At 67.5% G+C, this 18,147-nt stretch carries 20 protein-coding genes and 1 riboswitch; of the genes, 8 read left to right on the top strand and 12 right to left on the bottom strand.

Annotated features, from left to right (window positions below; genetic code table 11):
* Positions 1-18: 18 nt before the first annotated feature.
* Positions 19-282: a MoaD/ThiS family protein gene (locus G341_RS23435; RefSeq protein ID WP_081622433.1), complete on the top strand. Its 264-nt coding sequence runs from the start codon at positions 19-21 to the stop codon at positions 280-282.
* A 238-nt stretch (positions 283-520) separates the two neighbouring features.
* A riboswitch (cyclic di-AMP (ydaO/yuaA leader) is annotated at positions 521-731 on the top strand.
* A gap of 7 nt (positions 732-738) precedes the next feature.
* On the top strand, positions 739-1,404 hold the full coding sequence (locus G341_RS0105300; RefSeq protein ID WP_018178072.1) for a transglycosylase family protein: 666 nt from the start codon (positions 739-741) through the stop codon (positions 1,402-1,404).
* A gap of 71 nt (positions 1,405-1,475) precedes the next feature.
* Here G341_RS0105300 and G341_RS0105295 read toward each other — a convergent pair whose 3' ends face one another.
* Positions 1,476-2,603, bottom strand: coding sequence for an NDMA-dependent alcohol dehydrogenase (locus tag G341_RS0105295; protein ID WP_018178071.1), 1,128 nt, complete (start codon positions 2,601-2,603; stop codon positions 1,476-1,478).
* Between the two features lie 79 nt (positions 2,604-2,682).
* Positions 2,683-3,561: an SDR family NAD(P)-dependent oxidoreductase gene (locus G341_RS21095; RefSeq protein ID WP_043450664.1), complete on the bottom strand. Its 879-nt coding sequence runs from the start codon at positions 3,559-3,561 to the stop codon at positions 2,683-2,685.
* 87 nt (positions 3,562-3,648) lie between these two features.
* Here G341_RS21095 and G341_RS21090 point away from each other — a divergent pair, with 87 nt between their 5' ends.
* The gene (locus tag G341_RS21090; RefSeq protein WP_018178069.1) at positions 3,649-4,407 is read left to right on the top strand and encodes a MerR family transcriptional regulator; all 759 of its coding nucleotides are present in this window, start codon (positions 3,649-3,651) and stop codon (positions 4,405-4,407) included.
* A gap of 7 nt (positions 4,408-4,414) precedes the next feature.
* Here the strand turns inward: G341_RS21090 and G341_RS0105280 are convergent, their stop codons facing one another.
* The 5 genes from G341_RS0105280 to G341_RS0105260 form a co-directional block, all read right to left on the bottom strand.
* Complete coding sequence (locus G341_RS0105280; protein WP_018178068.1) at positions 4,415-5,134, bottom strand: cutinase family protein; 720 nt, start codon at positions 5,132-5,134, stop codon at positions 4,415-4,417.
* A gap of 65 nt (positions 5,135-5,199) precedes the next feature.
* On the bottom strand, positions 5,200-5,628 hold the full coding sequence (locus tag G341_RS0105275) for a molybdenum cofactor biosynthesis protein MoaE (protein ID WP_018178067.1): 429 nt from the start codon (positions 5,626-5,628) through the stop codon (positions 5,200-5,202).
* The gene (locus tag G341_RS0105270) at positions 5,625-6,116 is read right to left on the bottom strand and encodes a MogA/MoaB family molybdenum cofactor biosynthesis protein (RefSeq protein ID WP_026303272.1); all 492 of its coding nucleotides are present in this window, start codon (positions 6,114-6,116) and stop codon (positions 5,625-5,627) included. Before G341_RS0105270 ends, G341_RS0105275 begins: the two co-directional genes overlap by 4 nt.
* Complete coding sequence (gene moaC / locus G341_RS0105265) at positions 6,113-6,592, bottom strand: cyclic pyranopterin monophosphate synthase MoaC (RefSeq protein ID WP_043450699.1); 480 nt, start codon at positions 6,590-6,592, stop codon at positions 6,113-6,115. Before moaC ends, G341_RS0105270 begins: the two co-directional genes overlap by 4 nt.
* A gap of 189 nt (positions 6,593-6,781) precedes the next feature.
* Positions 6,782-6,982, bottom strand: coding sequence for a hypothetical protein (locus G341_RS0105260; RefSeq protein ID WP_026303270.1), 201 nt, complete (start codon positions 6,980-6,982; stop codon positions 6,782-6,784).
* Between the two features lie 26 nt (positions 6,983-7,008).
* Between G341_RS0105260 and G341_RS0105255 the strand changes: the two genes are divergently transcribed.
* From G341_RS0105255 to G341_RS0105245, 3 genes are read left to right on the top strand one after another with little or no spacing between them, the layout of a single operon-like run.
* Entirely contained in the window at positions 7,009-9,336 is a 2,328-nt protein-coding gene (locus tag G341_RS0105255; RefSeq protein ID WP_018178063.1) for a helicase-associated domain-containing protein, read from the top strand.
* On the top strand, positions 9,333-10,997 hold the full coding sequence (locus tag G341_RS0105250) for a DNA repair helicase XPB (protein WP_018178062.1): 1,665 nt from the start codon (positions 9,333-9,335) through the stop codon (positions 10,995-10,997). Before G341_RS0105255 ends, G341_RS0105250 begins: the two co-directional genes overlap by 4 nt.
* Before the next feature lie 25 nt (positions 10,998-11,022).
* Positions 11,023-11,913: a sigma-70 family RNA polymerase sigma factor gene (locus G341_RS0105245; RefSeq protein WP_018178061.1), complete on the top strand. Its 891-nt coding sequence runs from the start codon at positions 11,023-11,025 to the stop codon at positions 11,911-11,913.
* Here G341_RS0105245 and G341_RS0105240 read toward each other — a convergent pair whose 3' ends face one another.
* From G341_RS0105240 to G341_RS0105225, 4 genes are all read right to left on the bottom strand, one after another.
* Positions 11,914-12,501 carry a carboxymuconolactone decarboxylase family protein gene (locus G341_RS0105240; protein WP_018178060.1) on the bottom strand — a complete coding sequence of 196 codons (588 nt, stop codon included), beginning with the start codon at positions 12,499-12,501 and terminating at the stop codon, positions 11,914-11,916.
* A 97-nt stretch (positions 12,502-12,598) separates the two neighbouring features.
* Positions 12,599-13,033, bottom strand: a complete 435-nt coding sequence (locus G341_RS0105235) for a VOC family protein (protein ID WP_026303269.1) — start codon at positions 13,031-13,033, stop codon at positions 12,599-12,601.
* A gap of 41 nt (positions 13,034-13,074) precedes the next feature.
* A complete protein-coding gene (locus G341_RS0105230) occupies positions 13,075-13,677 on the bottom strand; it encodes a hypothetical protein (protein ID WP_018178058.1) in 603 nt (200 codons plus the stop codon).
* Between the two features lie 3 nt (positions 13,678-13,680).
* Positions 13,681-14,337, bottom strand: a complete 657-nt coding sequence (locus tag G341_RS0105225) for an LppU/SCO3897 family protein (protein WP_018178057.1) — start codon at positions 14,335-14,337, stop codon at positions 13,681-13,683.
* Positions 14,338-14,658: 321 nt separating this feature from the next.
* Between G341_RS0105225 and G341_RS0105220 the strand changes: the two genes are divergently transcribed.
* Together G341_RS0105220 and G341_RS0105215 are read left to right on the top strand one after the other, a co-directional pair.
* Complete coding sequence (locus tag G341_RS0105220; RefSeq protein ID WP_018178056.1) at positions 14,659-15,831, top strand: pyridoxal phosphate-dependent aminotransferase; 1,173 nt, start codon at positions 14,659-14,661, stop codon at positions 15,829-15,831.
* Between the two features lie 60 nt (positions 15,832-15,891).
* The gene (locus G341_RS0105215) at positions 15,892-17,097 is read left to right on the top strand and encodes an alpha/beta hydrolase family protein (RefSeq protein ID WP_018178055.1); all 1,206 of its coding nucleotides are present in this window, start codon (positions 15,892-15,894) and stop codon (positions 17,095-17,097) included.
* Here the strand turns inward: G341_RS0105215 and G341_RS0105210 are convergent, their stop codons facing one another.
* The gene (locus G341_RS0105210; RefSeq protein ID WP_187329163.1) at positions 17,098-18,087 is read right to left on the bottom strand and encodes an AurF N-oxygenase family protein; all 990 of its coding nucleotides are present in this window, start codon (positions 18,085-18,087) and stop codon (positions 17,098-17,100) included.
* Between the last annotated feature and the right edge of the window lie 60 nt (positions 18,088-18,147).

Genomic DNA, 18,147 nt, shown 5'->3' with positions numbered 1-18,147 from the left:
CATACTTGTGAGTATTCGATGGATGTGACCGTTCGATTCTTCGCTGCCGCCCGAGCGGCATCCGGTATCGAAAACCTGACGATCACGTTGCCGGACGGCGCCACTCTCGATGATCTCGAAAACGTCCTGACCAGTAATGATGGGCCAGGCAATCATTCCGAAATGGAACGAGTTCTCGCCCGCTCGTCGTATCTCTGCAACGAGATCGCCACAACCGAACGAACACGACAGTTACCCCAAGGCTCAACCATTGATGTACTCCCGCCATTCGCCGGCGGTTAGCCCCATCACAGTCCCCGTGTGAGGTTCCTCACATAACGGAATAGTCACAGCCGGGTCACGGCCCGGCTATCAGCCCACGACCAGCGCGGATGCCCGAATCGTTACCGACAGCCCAACTTGCGGCCTCCGACTCACCGGGATGGAAAGTGGGACATCGGCGGCCCTTTCCAATACCGTCTGTGACGGCCAGTTCGCTGGCCTCACCAACTGAAGACAACTCGGCACGCCGCGCCAAACCCTGCTCCGCGGGCCGAGGCCGTATGAACAACTTCTAGGAGCAGGGACGGGGGACCCAATTCTCCCGCGGGGACTACCTCCTCGCTCGAGCACGGGCGCGTCCATCGGACACGTCCTTGGGGTGAAGCCTGCTGCCAAATAGCGGCGGCAGACCGGGCACTCTCTCGCCCGAACCCGACAGCTGACTTCGTAGGCGCGTGGAGAGAGGGAAACACGGACATGTCCGGACGTCATAGCAAGCCCACCACCAGCGGCCGCACCGTGGCCAAGATCGCCCTCGGCTCGGCCGTGCTGGGCGGCGGCGCCGCACTCATTGCGGGTGCCGGCAACGCCAGCGCAGCCACCGACAGCCAGTGGGACCAGGTCGCCCAGTGCGAGTCGGGTGGCAACTGGGGCATCAACACCGGTAACGGCTACCAGGGCGGCTTGCAGTTCAGCCCGAGCACGTGGACCGCGAACGGCGGCGGCAAGTACGCCCCGTCGGCCAACCAGGCCACCAAGGAGCAGCAGATCGCCGTCGCCGAGAACGTTCTCGCGAACCAGGGCAAGGGCGCATGGCCGGTGTGTGGCACCGGGCTCGGCGCCGCGACCCCGCGCGCGGCCGCGAACGAGGCTCCGAACCTGGGCCAGCAGGACGCCCCGGCACTGCCGCACAACAAGCAGACCACCCTGCAGCAGGCTCCGTCCGCAGCCAACACCGGCGACGTGACCAAACAGGTCGATTCGGCATTCGACGCCGCCAAGCAGGACGGCAAGCCGGTCGACCCCGCCATCCAGTCGCTGTGGGAGCAGGCGAAGCAGCAGGCCTCGCAGCACGGCTACCAGCTCGATCCGCAGCTGCTCAGCCTCTACAACCAGAACAAGGGCCTCATCCCGCTGCCCTGATCTGTACAGACAACGAAGGAAGCCCCGCACAGTGTGCGGGGCTTCCTTCGTTTCGTGCGCGGTGCGCGGCGTCAGTAGTCTTCGGGCCCGTACATCACGACCCCGCGCAGGTTCTTGCCGTCGGCCATGTCCCGATAGCCCTGATTGATGTCCTCGAGCTTGTAGGTCGTCGTCACCAGCTCGTCGAGCTTGAGGTCGCCCGAGCGATACAGGTTCAGCAGATTCGGGATCTGGGTGCGCGGGCTGACTCCGCCGAAGATCGCGCCCTGCACGCGCTTCTGCAGCAGGGTCAGCTCGAACATGTTGAGATCGACCGCCGAGTCGGTGAAGTTGCCCATGCCGGTGACGATCACCTGTCCGGCCTTGCCGACCGACGACAGCGCCTGCTGGATGTGCTCACCCTTGATGTGCCCGACCGTGATGATGGCGGTGTTCGCCATCTTGCCCCAGGTGATCTCACCAACCACGGGGGTCGCCTCCTCCATCGAGGCGAATGCGTGCGTCGCGCCGAGTTCGAGCGCCTTGGTCCGCTTGAACTCCACCGGATCGACTGCGACGACGTAGCGCGCACCGGCGAAGGCCGCACCCTGGATCGAGTTGATTCCGACGCCGCCGACGCCCATCACGACGACGGTGTCGCCCGGACGGGTGTTGCCGATCGAGGTGGCCGATCCCCAGCCGGTCGACACACCGCAGCCGAGCAGCGCGGCCTTGTCGAGCGGGATGTCGTCCTCGATCTTGATCACCGATGCCTGATGCACGGTCACATACGGCGCGAACGTGCCGAGCAGGCACATCTGGATCACCGGCTCACCACCCCGGGTGACCCGGTTGGTCTTGTCTGAGATCGACAGTCCGGTCAGCAGGCCGGCGCCCTCGTCGCACAGGTTCTGTAGACCGGTCGAACAGGGGCCGCAGGTGCCGCAGGCGGGGATGAACGCGAGTACGACGTGATCGCCTTCGGCCAGGTTCTTGACGCCCGGACCGACCTTGGTGATGACGCCCGCCCCCTCGTGGCCGCCGAGGACGGGGAACGACGGCACGGGGCTGGATCCGTTCTGCAAGTGCGCATCCGAATGACACAGGCCGGACGCCGTCAGTCGGACTTGAACCTCGCCTTCGACCGGATCGCCCAGTTCGACCTCATCGATCTTCCAGTCGGTGTTGAGTTCGGTGAGTATTGCCGCTTTGACTTTCATCGGGGCCCCTTTGGTTATGAGATGACATTCTCGACGCTAGTCAACCGCATTCGCGGCCGGGCTGAAATCGCCGCGAATGTCAGCGGGGCGCCGAAACCGACTGTGATTCAGTGCCTTTCTCGGAGTCCGCGGACTGTTCATCAGTACCGTCGAGCAGCCGATTCAACAGTCCCGCACCGAACGCATACGTGCGCGGGGCCAGCCGCTTCATCACCCAGATCGCCTTGGCATCAAGCTGCGGCAGCACATACAGCCTCCCGCGATCGTTGGCATCGAGCGTCATCCGGGCCACCCGGTCGGGGTGAAAACCCGTGCGCCGCATCAATTCCGACGCCAGCTTGGTGCCCGCCGCGGTGATGCGGCCGTCGACGGCCACGTTCGTCTTCACGAATGTCGGGCACAGCACGGTGACCGCGATCGGGCTCCCCGACAGTTCGGCCGCGATCGTCTCCGACAGCGCGAGTACACCGGCCTTGCCGACGTTGTAGGCGGCCATCTGCGGTGCCGCCGAGAACGCCGCGGTCGACGCGACGTTGATCAGTCCGCCGGCACCGTTCTCCTGGAGCTGCGGAAGGAAGATCTCCGATCCGTAGACCATGCCCCACAGGTTGATGCCGAGCGCCCAGCGCCAGTCGTCCTCGCCGATCTCGCCGACCGGCCGCCCGCCGATCCCGACGCCGGCGTTGTTGATCATCAGCGACACCGGTCCCTCGAACAGCTCGCGGGCGCGGCGCCCGAGCTCGCGCATGTCGTCGGACTTGGCGACATCGCACTCGATGGCCCAGGCCTGGCGGCCGTTCTGCTCGATCATCCGCACGGTCTCTTCGGCACGGTCGATATCGATGTCCGCACACAGCACGCTGCCCCCGCGGCGCGCGAGTTCGATGGCGAATGATCGACCGATTCCGCTGCCGGCTCCGGTCACGACGGCCCTGGCGTTATAGCTTCGCTTGCTCACAGCGGCTAACTCCACCCATCATTGCGCCATTTGTCAATGGCATCGAGGCACCAGGCCCCCGCACGTCGCGATACGATGACCTCTGCCATGGCCGAATATCGAATCGACGACCTTGCCCGCGAGGCGGGGACGACCACGCGCAACGTCCGCGGATACCAGGAGCGCGGGCTGCTGCCGAAGCCGCAGCGCCGCGGCCGCGTCGCGATCTACACCGACAACCACCTGGCGATCCTGCGTGCGATCAACAAGCTGCTGAGCCGTGGATTCACCGCCAAGCACATCACCGAGTTCTTCTCCGGGCTGCAGCGCGGCGACGATCTGGCCCAGGTCCTGGACATCCCGGAGATCATCGCGATGCCGTGGGCCAACACCCGCACCGCAAGCCTGAGCACGAGTGAGCTGGCGCGCCTGCTGGGCACCGACGATCCCGAGCTGTTCGACCGGCTGGCCGCGCTGGGCACGCTGCGCCCGATTGCACCCGGCCAGTTCGAGCTGCTGGACGCCGACCTGCTCAAGACCTACGGGCGGCTGATCCGTCGCGGCGTCCGATGGCAGCTGCTGATCGAGGCCTACGACGATTTCCAGACGCGGCTGGACGACGCCGCGCGGGTGCTCACCGGCGCGGCACGCAGCCATTTCGCGGCAGAGCACGGCGACGGCTGGGCGCCGAAGACCGCCGAGGACAAGGCCGCGGCCGCCGAGCTGCTCACCTTGATGCGCAAGGCCGGCGGTCAGGCCGCGCACCACGGCGTCGACCGCGCGATGGACCGGGCAACCGAATCCGAGGTCGCCTCCTACCTCGAGGCCCGCCATGACGTCGAGGATCAGGGCGCGTCGGCATCCTGACTGGCGATCAGAGACGGCTTGCGACGAAGTTCGCGCCGTCGGCCGGGAATCCGCTGACCGAGTACAGGACGTGCAAGGCGTTCGGGCCGCCGAGCGGCGCCCCGTCACAGATCGTGTCGCCGGGGAAGCAGTAGCGCGTGGTGCGGCCGGCAAGGACCCGCGCCAGGTCGACGGGCGGGGCTCCGGCCTGGCTGATCCACAGCGGCGACGGCTCCGCAAAGAGCACCACGGCCGCAACGTGATTCATGACGGCGGCAGGGAGCGGCGGCGGCGCATGGTCCTGGTAGCGCTGGTATGCCTCCGAGAAACGAATGGTGCCGCCGTTGGCCGCATAGCCTGCCACCACTGATCCCTGCGAATAGCCACCGAGAACCACCCGGGTACGAGGACATGTCGACGCCATGAACTTCACCCGGTTCTGCGCGTCGACCACGCCGTTGATGACCGTCTGGGCAAACGCCACGCGGTTATTGAAGTCGCTGCTGGCGGGGTAATTGACCGCGTAACCGACGACGGATCTACCGGGCAGTCGGTTCTGCAGCGCCTGCAGGAACGAGAGTCCGGTGAGACCCATCGGGGCACCGGCCTCGGCGGTGCCGCGGGCGAACACCATCTCGACGTCGGGACATCCGGCGGGGGCGGCGGTCGCCGGCGCCTGGCCGACGACGAAAGCGGCGGCCGCAGCGAACAGCGTGACGAACAGAGCGGCAATGGGGCGTTGGCGCATGCGGACACCCTATCGCGGATTCGCTTACGCCAATCGTCAGTTAGCGAAGTGAAAATCCCCGGCCACTAGGCCATCCCCACCCATTCATCCCGGCCGTCGCCGAATACCTGGCGCTTCCAGACCGGCAACCGCGCCTTCACCTCTTCGACCAGATCCGAGCAGGTGGCGAAAGCCGCGCGGCGATGATCGGCCGACACGGCCACGACGAATGCGGTGTCGCCGACCACGAGGTCGCCGATCCGGTGCGAGACCGCCACCGCCCGCACCCCGTCGGCCCGACCCACGACTTCGCCGACAACCGCGCCGAGCACATCGGCCGCGCTGGGGTGCGCCGAATAGTGCAGCGATACCACCGACTCGCCGTGGTCGTGGTCGCGTACGACCCCGACGAAGACGACGACCGCGCCGGCCGCGGCGTCGCGCACCAGCGCCTCATGCTCGGTACCGGATATCTCGACGCCGACGAGCTGCGTCCGCAGCACCTGCGCGCTCAATGGTCACCGCCTCCGGAAATCTGTTGCAGCGCGTGCGCAAGCACCGGCTCCAGAATCGCGAGACCGTCGCGGACACCGCCGAGGCTGCCCGGCAGGTTCACGATCAGCGTCCGACCCGCGACGCCGGCCACCCCGCGCGAGAGCACCGCGGTCGGCACGTTCGGCAACCCTGCGACCCGGATCGCGTCGGCGAGCCCCGGGACCTCACGGTCCAACAGCGGCAGCGTCTCTTCCGGGGTGCGGTCGGTCGGTGCCAAACCGGTGCCGCCGGTGGTCACGATCAGCGCCGGATCCGCCGCGAGCGCAGCGCGCAGGGCCAGTCCGACCGGCGCTCCGTCGGCGACCACGACCCTGTCGATCCCGGTGAAGCCCTGACGCTCCAGCCATTCGGCGATGTGCGGTCCGGTGCGATCGGCGTACTCGCCCGCCGCGGCGCGCGTCGAGGCCACGATGACGCGGGCAGTCCCCGGTCGGGACGAAGAGGTCATCGCCGCCAATGTCCGGAGCGGCCGCCAGTCTTCTCGAGCAGCCGGATGTCGCCGATCGTCGCGCGTGGATCGACCGCCTTCACCATGTCGTGCAGCGTGAGGCCGGCGACGGACACCGCGGTCAGTGCCTCCATCTCCACGCCGGTGCGATCGGCCGACCGGGCGGTGGCGATCATCTCGACGTCGCCGCCCTGGATCCGGAACTCGACGTCGACAGCCGTGAGAGCGATCTGATGACAGAGCGGGATCAGATCGGGGGTGCGCTTGGCGGCCATGATCCCGGCGATTCGCGCGGCCGCGAGTGCATCGCCCTTGGGCAGCCCGCCGCTGTGCAGCAATGCCGTGACTTCGGCCGTGGTGTGGAAGGTTCCGGCGGCGACCGCCGTCCGCGCGGTCACGGCCTTCTCGCCGACATCGACCATGCGCGCCGCGCCCGACTCGTCCAGGTGCGTCAATTTGGGAATGTTCTGGGTGATCTCGTTCGAGGCGGGCTCGACCGGAACAGGCTTGGGCTCGAGCGGAAAGGGCTTGGGAGCGACGTCGACCGGCCCGACCGGCACCGCGATCTCCGCGAGCGACGGCCATTGGTCGAGTGACCCATTCAGGCCCTTGACCCAGGCGGCATCCGCGTCATCATCGCCTGCGAACGCGTGCCGGCCCACGGATCAGCTGTTGATCTCGGTCTTCGCGTGCAGATACGGCAGCGACTCTGCCGGCAGCGGGAACTCGACGTCGCCGAACGGCGACAGGGCGCCCGACAGGTGCGCGGCGAACTCGGAAACCGCATGGTCGCCGGACTCGGCGATCTCGCGCGGCCAACCGTTGTCGATGTACTGGCCCGGCTTCATCTCACTCACGGGCCACATTCTGCCATGCACTTACACTGGATGGGATGAGCAGCCTGGCCGACGACCTCTCGACAAGGTCCGACGACCAACTGTTCGACCTTTTGCACCGTCGCCCCGACCTCGCGACCCCGCCCCCGGGTGGCACCGATGTCCTGGCCCGCCGGGCCACCTCGCCCCCGTCGCTGCAGCTGATCGGCGAACGGCTCGACCTGTTGTCGGTGGCCGCGCTCGAGGTGCTGATCGGTGCGGATGCCCCGCTGTCCGCCGACGCGATCGTCGCCGCGTTGCGCGAGCGCGCGGCCGCCGAGTCGGTTCGGGCGCATGTCGCCGAACTGCATGCCCTCGCCCTGATCTGGACCGACGGCGACGGATTCACCACCACGCAGGCGGCGCTCGCCGCCCTGCCGACCGGCGGTCTGGTCTACACGGCGCCGGTCGCCACTCGCACCCTTGCCGACATCAACGCCCAGCTGCGGGATCTGCCGACCGGTCACCGCGATCTGCTGACCACCCTGTCGACCGGTTCCGCGGTGGGCCGCACTCGCGACGCCGCGCCGGACGCGGATCCCGAACGCCCGGTGCCGCAATTGCTCGCCGCCGGCCTGCTGGTCCGCATCGACGATCAGACGGTGCAGCTGCCGCCGGTGGTCGGCGCACTGCTGCGCGACGAGTCCCCCGCCGAACCGGCACCCCTGGACGAGCCGCAGATCGACACCGCGACAAGCCGATTCACCGCCAAGGACATCGACGCGGCCGGCGGCGGCGAGGCGCTCGAACTGCTCCGGCACGCTGCCGCGGTCCTCGATGCGCTCGGCAGCGCGCCGGCCGCGTTGTTGCGCTCGGGCGGCCTCGGCGTGCGCGAACTGCGCCGGATCGGCAAGGTCGCCGATCTGACCGATCGCCGCACCGGCCTGATCGTCGAACTTCTCGGCAGTGCACGGCTCATCGATCACGGATTCGCCGAGCCCCCACCCCCGAACGACACCGGCGAACCTGTGTGGGCGCCGACTCCCGCGGCCGATTCCTGGCGTCATCTGGCCCCCGAAAAGCGCTGGCAGGCACTCGTATCCGCATGGCTCGAGATGCCGCGGCTGTCCTGGCTGATCGGCCAGAAGGCGCCGGAGTCCGGGCCGATCGGCGCGCTGTCCGGTGACGTGATCCATCAGACGGCGGCCGCCGAACGCGCGATGATCCTCGGCGCCCTCGCTGCGGCGCCGGCCGGCCGTACGGTCGACCGCACCGCCCTGCGCCACGCGTTGGCCTGGCGACATCCGCGCCGGACTCGACGATTCACCGACTCGGTCATCGCCGAGAACCTCAGCGAGGCACAGGATCTGGGCCTGGTCGCGCACGATGCGCTGACGTCGGTCGGCCGGGCCGCTGTCGCGGCGCCCGATGATCAGGACGCACTCGTCGCTGCGATGAGCATGGCCCTGCCCGAGCCGATCGACCACTTCCTGCTGCAGGCCGATCTGACCATCACCGCTCCGGGTCCGCTCAATTCCGAGCTGGCCGAGGAGGTATCGCTGGTCGCCGATCTCGAATCCGCCGGCGCGGCGACGGTGTTCCGGGTCAGCGACGCGTCGGTACGCCGAGCGCTCGACGCCGGCCGGAGCGGCACCGACCTGCTGACGATGTTCACGACGCATTCGCGCACCCCGGTCCCTCAGTCGCTGACCTACTTGATCGAAGACGTCGCCCGGCGGCACGGACAGTTGCGGGTCGGCATCGCCAGCGCCTTCCTGCGCTGCGACGATCCGACGACACTGGCGGCCGTAATGAGTTCGACTGCGGCCGAAGCACTCTCCCTGCGGCTGCTGGCCCCGACGGTCGCCGTGTCCGCCGCCGACCTCGCCGACGTGCTCGACGAGCTCCGCGCGGCCGGATTCGCCCCGGCTGCCGAGGATTCCACCGGCGCGCTCGTCGAGATCCGCTACCGCGGCAGCCGAGTGCCCGCACGCCGGGTGCAGCGCGAACGCAGTGGCGTTCCGCGCCCGCGCACCCCGAACGCCGACCAGCTGGCAATGGTGGTGGCGCACATCCGTTCCCAGGATGTGGCGCACCGTGCCGGGCCCGTGGGCGAGGGCCGCGTCGGCGGCGGCGAGGCCGCCACGCTGCTGCTCAGCAAGGCCGTCAACGCCGGCCGCGAGGTGCGGATCGGCTATGTCGACGCGCAGGGCACCGCGTCGCGGCATGTGCTGGCGCCCCGCGCCATCAGTGCGGGCATGGTGATCGGGGACGAAATCGATCCGTCGAACAAGATTCGGGGCGACGAGATCCGGCTGCGGCTGCACCGCATCACCAGTGTGGAGCTGCTGGCGTCCGGGTCCGCCGATTCCGAAGGCCGGGCAATCGCAAGGGAGACACCATGACCGATGGACCGCTGATCGTCCAATCCGACAAGACGCTGCTCCTCGAGGTCGATCACGAGCAGGCCGGGGCCGCGCGCGCGGCGATCGCGCCGTTCGCCGAGCTGGAGCGCGCGCCCGAGCATGTGCACACCTACCGGGTCACCCCGCTGGCCCTGTGGAATGCCCGGGCGGCCGGACACGACGCCGAGCAGGTCGTCGACGCGTTGGTGACGTACTCGCGCTACGCGGTTCCGCAGCCGCTGCTGATGGACATCGTCGAGACGATGAGCCGGTTCGGTCGACTGCAGCTGGTGAAGAGCCCGGCGCACGGGCTCACGCTGGTGAGCCTGGACCGCGCGGTGCTCGAGGAGATCCTGCGCAACAAGAAAGTGTCGCCGATGCTCGGCGCTCGCATCGACGACGACACCGTCATCGTGCACCCGTCCGAACGCGGGCGGCTCAAGCAGATGCTGCTCAAGATCGGTTGGCCCGCCGAGGATCTCGCCGGGTACGTCGACGGCGAGGCACACCCGATCGCGTTGGAGCCGGACGGCTGGGAGTTGCGCGACTACCAGCAGCTGGCCACCGATTCGTTCTGGGCCGGCGGGTCCGGCGTCGTGGTGCTGCCCTGCGGCGCCGGCAAGACGCTCGTCGGCGCGGCCGCGATGGCCAAGGCGCAGGCGACCACGCTGATCCTGGTGACGAACACCGTCGCGGGGCGCCAGTGGAAGCGCGAGCTGATCGCCCGCACGTCGCTCACCGAGGACGAGATCGGCGAATATTCGGGCGAGCGCAAGGAGATTCGGCCGGTTACGATCGCCACCTATCAGGTGATCACCCGCCGGTCGAAGGGCGAATACAAGAACCTGGAGCTGTTCGATTCCCGCGACTGGGGCCTGGTCATCTACGACGAGGTGCACCTGCTGCCCGCGCCGGTGTTCCGCATGACGGCCGACCTGCAGTCGCGCCGCCGCCTGGGCCTGACCGCAACCCTCGTGCGCGAGGACGGGCGCGAGGGTGACGTGTTCAGCCTGATCGGGCCGAAACGCTATGACGCGCCCTGGAAGGACATCGAGCAGCAGGGCTGGATCGCCCCCGCCGACTGCATCGAGGTTCGCGTGACGCTCACCGAGAACGAGCGTCTGCAGTACGCGGTGGCCGAGGCGGAAGAGAAGTACAAGCTCTGCTCCACGGCCCCGACCAAGATCGCCGTCGTCCAGTCGATCCTGGAGCGGCACAAGGGCTCTCCCACCCTGGTGATCGGCGCCTACCTCGATCAGCTCGACGAGTTGGGAGAGGTGCTCCGCGCACCGGTGATCAAGGGCTCGACCAAGAACAAGGAACGCGAGGCGCTGTTCGATCAGTTCCGCGCGGGCGAGGTCGGCACCCTGGTGGTGTCGAAGGTGGCCAACTTCTCCATCGATCTGCCGGAGGCGTCGGTGGCGGTGCAGGTGTCGGGCACCTTCGGCTCGCGACAGGAGGAGGCTCAGCGCCTGGGCCGGCTCCTGCGGCCGAAACGCGATGGCGGACAGGCGCATTTCTATTCGGTGGTGTCGCGCGACACCCTCGACGCCGACTACGCCGCGCATCGACAGCGATTCCTGGCCGAACAGGGCTACGCGTATCGGATCACCGATGCCGATGACCTGCTCGGACCGGCGATCGGCGACCCTGCCGAGTAGGCAACGCCCCGGGTAGCCTGAGGCCATGAGTACGCCCACGCTCACCGATGATTTCGAGGAACTGCGGCCGCGCATGCTGTCGGTCGGCTACCGACTGACCGGGAGCGTCGTCGACGCCGAGGACGCGGTGCAGGAAGCGTGGATCCGATTGTCCACCAACGACAACCGGCCCGACAACATGGCCGCCTGGCTGACGACCGTGGTGAGTCGGCTGTGTATCGACAAGCTGCGTTCGGCGGCGTCGCGGCGGGAAAGCTATATCGGCCAATGGTTGCCGGAGCCGATCGTCCAGGAACTGGACGCGCCGGACGATCCGCTGACCGCGGTGGTCGCCGACGAGGGCGCCCGCATGGCGATGATGGTCGTGCTCGACACCCTGCCGCCGCAACAACGCGTCTCGTTTGTCCTGCACGACGCGTTCGACGTGCCCTTCGCACAGATCGCCGAGATACTCGATGTCTCGGTCGATTCCGCGCGGCAACTCGCCAGTCGCGGGCGCCGGGCGGTCGCGGCGGCACCGGAACCGTCGTCCGCCGACGAGCACAACGAGGTCCTCGGCCTGGTGGTCGCGGCGATGGCCTCCGGCGACCTGGAATCACTGGTGCCGCTGCTGCACCCGGACGTGACGTTCACTGGCGACTCCAACGGCACCGCCCGCACCGCGGTCAACGTGCTGCACGGCGTCAAGAACGTCAGCGGCTTCCTGCTCGGACTCAGTCGCAAGTACGGCGAGGATTTCACGACCCGCAACCGAGTCGTGTACATCAACGGCCGGCTGGGGCTGCTCACCTACGCCCCCGATTCGCCGGTCGGCTGCCGCGTGACCGCGATGGCCGTCTCCGAGGGACGAATCATCGCGGCCTACGATGTGGCCAACATCGAGAAGCTCACCACCGTCACTTTCGCCGACTCGTAGCTACGCCTCGGTGGCCCACGGGACCCGGCAGGAATCCGTCGAGAATCCCTGGTCGGTGATGCCGAGCGCCGAGTACATCCGGGCGCGCTGGTTCTCCAGCGAGATGATGTAGGTGAGTTCAACGACCGCCTTGTCCCCGAAGCGAATTCGCAGATCCTCGACCTGCTCATCGGTGACGGCGGTGGGCGTCGCGGTCATCGCGTCGGCATACCGGATCGCGGCGCGTTCGTCGTCGTTGAAACTCGAGTCGGTCTCGAAATCCGCGATCCGCCGCATCTTCTCGACGTCCAGCCCGTCCAATCGGGTCAGCATCTGGCCGAAGTCCACGCACCACGAGCACCCGATCGTGGTGGCGACCCGAAACTCGGCGAGATGACTGATCTCCTTGCGCATTCCGCCGGGCCGGTCCATCGCCTTCTGCACCGACTGCTCGTGACGCGCGGCCGCCATGAAGAACTTCGGATGCTGTGCCAGCACCGCGAAGGGCTCGGGCACCTCACCGAACTGGTGACGGGCGAACTTGTAGCCGACCTTGATGAGCGTCGAGGCGTCGGCGGGTGCGACGGCGGGGACTCGGGTAGCGGACATGGCTTCCTCCCGGGGTGGGACGTGAACTGCTGACACCACTACGACGAGACGGGTGCCCGCAACGTGACACACGCCGGAAAGAGAAGCACGGGCCTGGTCAGGAGACGCAGAACTCGTTGCCCTCCGGGTCGGCCAGCGTGGTCCAGACACTCTGCCCGACCCGGCCGTCATGCAGCCAGGTGGCACCGGCCGCGACGAGCTCGTCGACCTTCGACTGTCGATCGTCACCGGCCCGCACGTCCAGGTGCAGCCGGTTCTTCGCCATCTTGTCCTCTGGCACCGACTGGAACAGCACCCGCGGCCGGTCGGGATGATCGGGGTCGACGATCGCCTGCCCGATGCGCCATACGAGCCGGCCGTTCCAGCGCAGCGTGTCCTCCTCGCGCGCATGGCCCGCCGCGACGAGGCCTTCGATCATCGCCTCATCGCTGGGCTCCACCTGCCAGCCGAGCGCGGCCGCCCACCAATCCGCCTGTGCATGCGGGTTTTTCGAGTCGATGGTCACCTGAAAAGCGAGCGCTGAGGAAGTCATGGCCCCACCGTAGCCATCATCACCGACAAATCGGGCAGCCGTCAGTCGGGTCGAGTGAAAGTGAGATCGCCCTGGATCGAGACGCAGTAGCCGATCGGACCGTCCGGCGCGTCGCCGAATACGCGGACCTGCTGGGTATCGGGGTCGCCGCACTCGGGAACGGTCGTCGCGGCAACACGCTGCGTCACCCGCAGCACCGGCGCCGCGCCGTTCGACGGGGTCGTGCACGAGACCTGACGCAGAGCCACCCGGTCACCATCCTGATAGCAGCTGCCCACTCGCATATTCGGCGTCAGGCACAACACCTGGTGGCTGCGGCTGTCCGACATCGTCGCGTAGAAGCCGTTCGCCGCCTTGCAATCCGCCACCGAGGCCTGCTTGTCGGTGACGTAATAATTCAGCGATTGGTTGTCGCAGTCGGTCTTGTGGCTGTGCACGTCGTCCGGAGCGCTCCCGGACACGGTGATGCACATGCCGATGTCCGTGCGGTTGACCGACTTGCCGTCCTTCCAGCCGAACAGCAGGGCCGCGAGGCCCAGGACCGCGAGCACCACGACCACGGCGACCGCGACCCCGCCGATCAGCGGCCACCAGTGCCGCCGACGGCCCGGCGATGCGGGCGGAGTCGCCGATGCGGTGGTCATGGGTCAGATCGTAGGCAGGCTTCCGGTGCCGGGGGTGGTCGGCGAGTCCGACTGTCCGGGATCGGGCGAATCCGGATCGGACCCATAGGGCGAATCCGGCCCGGACGGGGATCCCTGTCCATACGGATCGGTCAATTGCGGTTCGTCATCACGCACCAGCAGGCAGTATCCGATCGGCGACGGCTGCGGATAGCTCACCTTGATCTCGAGCCGACTGTCCTGACAATTCGGGACATCAGTGGACTCGACCCGGGCCACGACCTTGATCACATGCTGGCCATCGGATGTGGTTGCGTCGCAATCCGAATCGGTGATTTTCGTATACTTGCCGCGCTGATCAAGCAGGTAGCACTTGCCCTCGCGGTAGCTCGGCGTCAGGCAGAGCCGGCTGCCGTCCTCGGCGGCGACGTAGCCGTACGCCTTCGTCGGGCAGGACTGACCTTTGTCGACCTTCGCCGCGACGATGTAGTTGAAGCTCTGGTCGTCGCAGCTGACGTTCCGCAGCTTCGCCGGCGAGGTCTGGACTACCTGCAGACAGTTGCCGACCTCGGCCCGGCGGTCGTTGCCCGCCTTCGACACCGCGAACACCACGCCCACGGCGATGCCGATCATCGCGAGCACCGCGCCCACGACGAGGAGCGTGAACATCCGGTTGGACATGCCCGGTCGTCCGGGCGGGACCGGGGGCATCGACCCGAAAGGGACCGAACCGGGTGGAACCGAACCCGGCGGGACCGAACCGGGTGGCGGCGGGAACGACGGCGGCTGGCCATAGGGCGGGCGACCGTACGCCGGGCCGTACGGGCTCGGCGGGTAGCCCGGTCCGGGCTGCGCCGGTGGCGGCGTCGGAACCGCGGGCCCGCTACCCTGCCCGGATGGACCCGGGCCGGCCGGTCCTTGCGGCGGATTCGGCGGGAAAGAGGTCACCGATCAACCGTACGTGCCTCGACACGAGGCGGCGAATCCGAGTTAGCTGATCGCATGACAGTGGTATCCCGGCATCCCGTCCAGCGTCTGCAGCCGTTCACCGAGACGATCTTCGCCGAAATGTCGCGCCTCGCGACGGAACACGGGGCGATCAACCTCGGCCAAGGCTTTCCCGACTCCGACGGTCCCGCGTCCATGTTGGCCGCGGCGCAACAGGCGATCGCGGACGGGCACAACCAGTACCCGCCCGGCCCCGGCGTCCCCGAGTTGCGCCAGGCCGTCGCCCGGCATCAATCGACGGAGTACGGCCTCGACTACGACCCGGACCGGGAGGTGCTCATCACGGTCGGCGCGACCGAGGGCATCGCGGGCACCATCGTCGGCCTGGTCGAGCCGGGGGCCGAGGTGATCCTGATCGAGCCGTACTACGACGCCTATGCCGCGGCGGTCGCCATGGCCGGCGCGGTCCGGCGGGTGGTGCCACTCGTCCCCGACGGCGACGGGTTCGCGCTCGACCGCGATGCGCTCACCGCCGCGTTCGGCCCGCGGACCGCCGCCATCATCATCAATTCGCCTCACAACCCGACCGGAACGGTGCTCAGCGACGACGACCTGACACTGATCGCGCAGCTGTGCCAGGAGCATGACGTCATCGCGGTTGCCGACGAGGTGTACGAGCACCTGATCTTCGACGGTCGCAAGCACCATCCTCTGGCAACCTGGCCCGGAATGCGCGAGCGCACCATCCGTATTTCCAGTGCGGCAAAGACTTTCAATGTCACCGGTTGGAAGGTCGGTTGGCTGTCGGGCCCGGCCGATCTGGTCGGCGCGGCGCGGACCGCGAAGCAGTTCATGAGCTATGTCGGCAGCGGACCGTTCCAGCCGGCCGTGGCTCACGCCCTCGACCACGAGATGGATTGGGTCGCCGAATCCGCCGCCGCACTCGAACGCAAACGCACGCTGGTCTCAGATGCCCTGCGGGAAGCGGGATTCGGTGTGCACCGAAGCGAGGGAACGTATTTCGTCTGCGCCGACCCGCGACCGCTGGGATTTCACGATGGCGACGAGTTCTGCCGAACGCTGCCGGAGCGGGCCGGTGTAGCCGCCGTCCCGGTCAGCGCCTTCGTCGACGACGCCGCGACCTGGCAGCACATGGTGCGCTTCGCATTCGCGAAGGACGACAAGGTGATCGTCGAGGCGGCGGCCCGCCTCGCTCGCCTGCGCTGACTCCGGCAAGGAATTGCCGAACCGCTAGTACGGTACCGCTGGTACCGGTATTCTCGGCGCATGACTCGAGCCCCCGCGAGCCGGCCTACCGCGGTCAACCGCCGAGGTCACGGCCGCGATGCCACCGTCAGCGGCATCCCCGCCATCAAGGACCTGCCATTCACCACCCGGCTGGTCACGGAGACTACCGCGGCAGCCGATATCGCCTTCCGCACCGGCGGCTGCATCACCCTGCTGGCGTCCATCGCGCCGGTGGTGATCGGCCACACCGTGCCCGCGCGCGAACGCGACAATCTGCCGTTCTACGCCGAACTCGCCGAGCTCGGCGACGTCGATCAGTCGTTTCCCCGCCCGACCGAGCGCGTCCTGGTGCGCTCTCGCCCGGCCAATCCATTCGCCCGGGCGATGGCCTCGGGCGGCACGGTGGAGAACATCAGCTTCGAAAGCCCTTACCAGACAGTCAACCCCGCGCTGAACGAATGGTGGTCCGGCTTTCAGACGAACACCTTCGCGCATGCTCAGCACTGGCGTCACCTCGACGGGCCCCGTCCCACACTCTGTGTCGTGCACGGGTTCATGGGCTCGGCGTACCTGCTCAATGCGGCGTTCTTCTCGCTGTCGTGGTTCTTTCAGCAGGGATACGACGTTCTGTTGTACACCCTGCCGTTTCACGGCCAGCGCGCCGCGCAGTTCTCACCGTTCAGCGGTCATGGCTTCTTCTCGCACGGCATCTGCGGCCTCAATGAGGCTATGGCACAGTCGATTCACGACTTCCGGTTGTTCGCCGACTATCTGGAGTCCACTGGCGTACAACAGATCGGCGTGACCGGCATCTCGCTGGGCGGGTACACGACCGCGCTGCTGGCCGCGACCGACGATCGCTGGCAGGTCGCAATTCCCAACGTCCCGGTCGCCAGCATCGGCGATCTACTTCCCGGCTGGCTGCCGATCCAGCCGGTCCTGGATCAGGGTCTGCGCTGGGGATCGATCGACAAGGAACTGACGGTGCGCGCCCTGCGCTATTCGTCGCCGCTGACCTACCCGGCTCGCGTCCCGCACGACCGCCGGTTCATCGTCGTCGGACTCGGCGATCGGCTCGCTCCGCCGGCGCAGTCTGAAATGCTCTGGCAGCACTGGGATCACAGCCAGCTGCACTGGTTCCCCGGAAACCATATCCTGCATCTGGGGCAACCTCAGTACTTGCGCGCGATGGCTCGATTCATGTCCGGCAACGGATTCGCTCCGGTCGAATGGACCCGAGCCTGACTAGGCCGCCGGCCGATCCGTAGCCGGCTGGCTGCGGTATCGCGATACCTCGCCGTCGATCTTCAGCGCGCGCCAGACCCGCCGGGCACCCGGCGTCATCAGATCCAGGTCTTCCGCCAGCATGCGCACATCGGCGAAGTAGTCGCTCAGGATCTTTCGCGATTCCGGTCGTTCCCAATAGACCTCGCGCATCACCGACGCCGGAATCCCGAACTCGCGGCGCATCGACATGGGCGGCTTGATGATCAGGTCGCAGGCGACCCGCATGGTGATCGGCAGCGTCCACGCGAACCAGCGTCGCTGCCGCCGGGTCATCCGCGGAATCCGTTGCGCCAGATACTCATGCGCGAACGAGATGTGCCGCGCCTCCTCGGCGACGTGGATCGCCATGATCTGTGCGAACAACGGATGCCCGTGCATCTCCGCGGCCCGCAGCATCGTCTTCTGCTGATGATCGATCGGCTCCTCACCGGCCAGCACACCGGCGAAGAAGTACGGCGGCCAATGCGCGAGGACGACCGGGATCAGTGGCAGCGCCATCCGCGCCCAGCGCGGCATGCCGGGCGTATCGACACCCGTGCGGTTGACGAACTCCTGAAACATCAACGTGTGCTGGCATTCCTCGGCCGCCTCGTGCACCGCGTACCGGAATTCCGGGGCCCCGTTGGGCAGCTTCTGCACGTACTGATGGATGCCGCGGATCAGCGCCGACTCGAACTGCAGACCGACCTTCGCGACATTCGCCATTCGCCAGATGCCCATCTCGATCTGACGCTCACGCGACTGCGACCGATACCAGGGATGGGCGGCGAACGGGTCCTCGTCGCCGAGAATCCAGCGTTCGTCGTCGCGAGACACCTGCATCTCGGGCGCGTCCCAATCGATGTCCCGATAGGCATCGAAGCTTCGACGTACCGACCCCTCGGACAGGATCTGCACCTTTTCGCGATAGGCCTCGGACCGATCATCCGACCGCATTGCCAACGTCATACTTCGACAGTACCAAAAGTGCCATTCATCAATGGCGTAATTGCGATGGGCGCCCGAAAT

The sequence above is a fragment of the Jongsikchunia kroppenstedtii DSM 45133 genome (assembly GCF_000380485.1).
Lineage (GTDB): Bacteria > Actinomycetota > Actinomycetes > Mycobacteriales > Mycobacteriaceae > Jongsikchunia > Jongsikchunia kroppenstedtii.
This window is presented reverse-complemented; position numbering and strand designations above follow the sequence as displayed.

Coding starts and splice junctions, on each gene's coding strand:
- G341_RS0105225 (WP_018178057.1), bottom strand. CDS start 14,337: ATGTCCAACCGGATGTTCACGCTCCTCGTCGTGGGCGCGGTGCTCGCG.
- G341_RS0105230 (WP_018178058.1), bottom strand. CDS start 13,677: ATGACCACCGCATCGGCGACTCCGCCCGCATCGCCGGGCCGTCGGCGG.
- G341_RS0105235 (WP_026303269.1), bottom strand. CDS start 13,033: ATGACTTCCTCAGCGCTCGCTTTTCAGGTGACCATCGACTCGAAAAAC.
- G341_RS0105295 (WP_018178071.1), bottom strand. CDS start 2,603: ATGAAAGTCAAAGCGGCAATACTCACCGAACTCAACACCGACTGGAAG.
- G341_RS23435 (WP_081622433.1), top strand. CDS start 19: ATGGATGTGACCGTTCGATTCTTCGCTGCCGCCCGAGCGGCATCCGGT.
- G341_RS0105280 (WP_018178068.1), bottom strand. CDS start 5,134: ATGCGCCAACGCCCCATTGCCGCTCTGTTCGTCACGCTGTTCGCTGCG.
- G341_RS0105250 (WP_018178062.1), top strand. CDS start 9,333: ATGACCGATGGACCGCTGATCGTCCAATCCGACAAGACGCTGCTCCTC.
- G341_RS0105270 (WP_026303272.1), bottom strand. CDS start 6,116: ATGACCTCTTCGTCCCGACCGGGGACTGCCCGCGTCATCGTGGCCTCG.
- G341_RS21090 (WP_018178069.1), top strand. CDS start 3,649: ATGGCCGAATATCGAATCGACGACCTTGCCCGCGAGGCGGGGACGACC.
- G341_RS0105300 (WP_018178072.1), top strand. CDS start 739: ATGTCCGGACGTCATAGCAAGCCCACCACCAGCGGCCGCACCGTGGCC.
- G341_RS0105245 (WP_018178061.1), top strand. CDS start 11,023: ATGAGTACGCCCACGCTCACCGATGATTTCGAGGAACTGCGGCCGCGC.
- G341_RS0105255 (WP_018178063.1), top strand. CDS start 7,009: ATGAGCAGCCTGGCCGACGACCTCTCGACAAGGTCCGACGACCAACTG.
- G341_RS0105210 (WP_187329163.1), bottom strand. CDS start 18,087: ATGACGTTGGCAATGCGGTCGGATGATCGGTCCGAGGCCTATCGCGAA.
- G341_RS0105215 (WP_018178055.1), top strand. CDS start 15,892: ATGACTCGAGCCCCCGCGAGCCGGCCTACCGCGGTCAACCGCCGAGGT.
- G341_RS0105260 (WP_026303270.1), bottom strand. CDS start 6,982: ATGTGGCCCGTGAGTGAGATGAAGCCGGGCCAGTACATCGACAACGGT.
- G341_RS0105220 (WP_018178056.1), top strand. CDS start 14,659: ATGACAGTGGTATCCCGGCATCCCGTCCAGCGTCTGCAGCCGTTCACC.
- G341_RS0105240 (WP_018178060.1), bottom strand. CDS start 12,501: ATGTCCGCTACCCGAGTCCCCGCCGTCGCACCCGCCGACGCCTCGACG.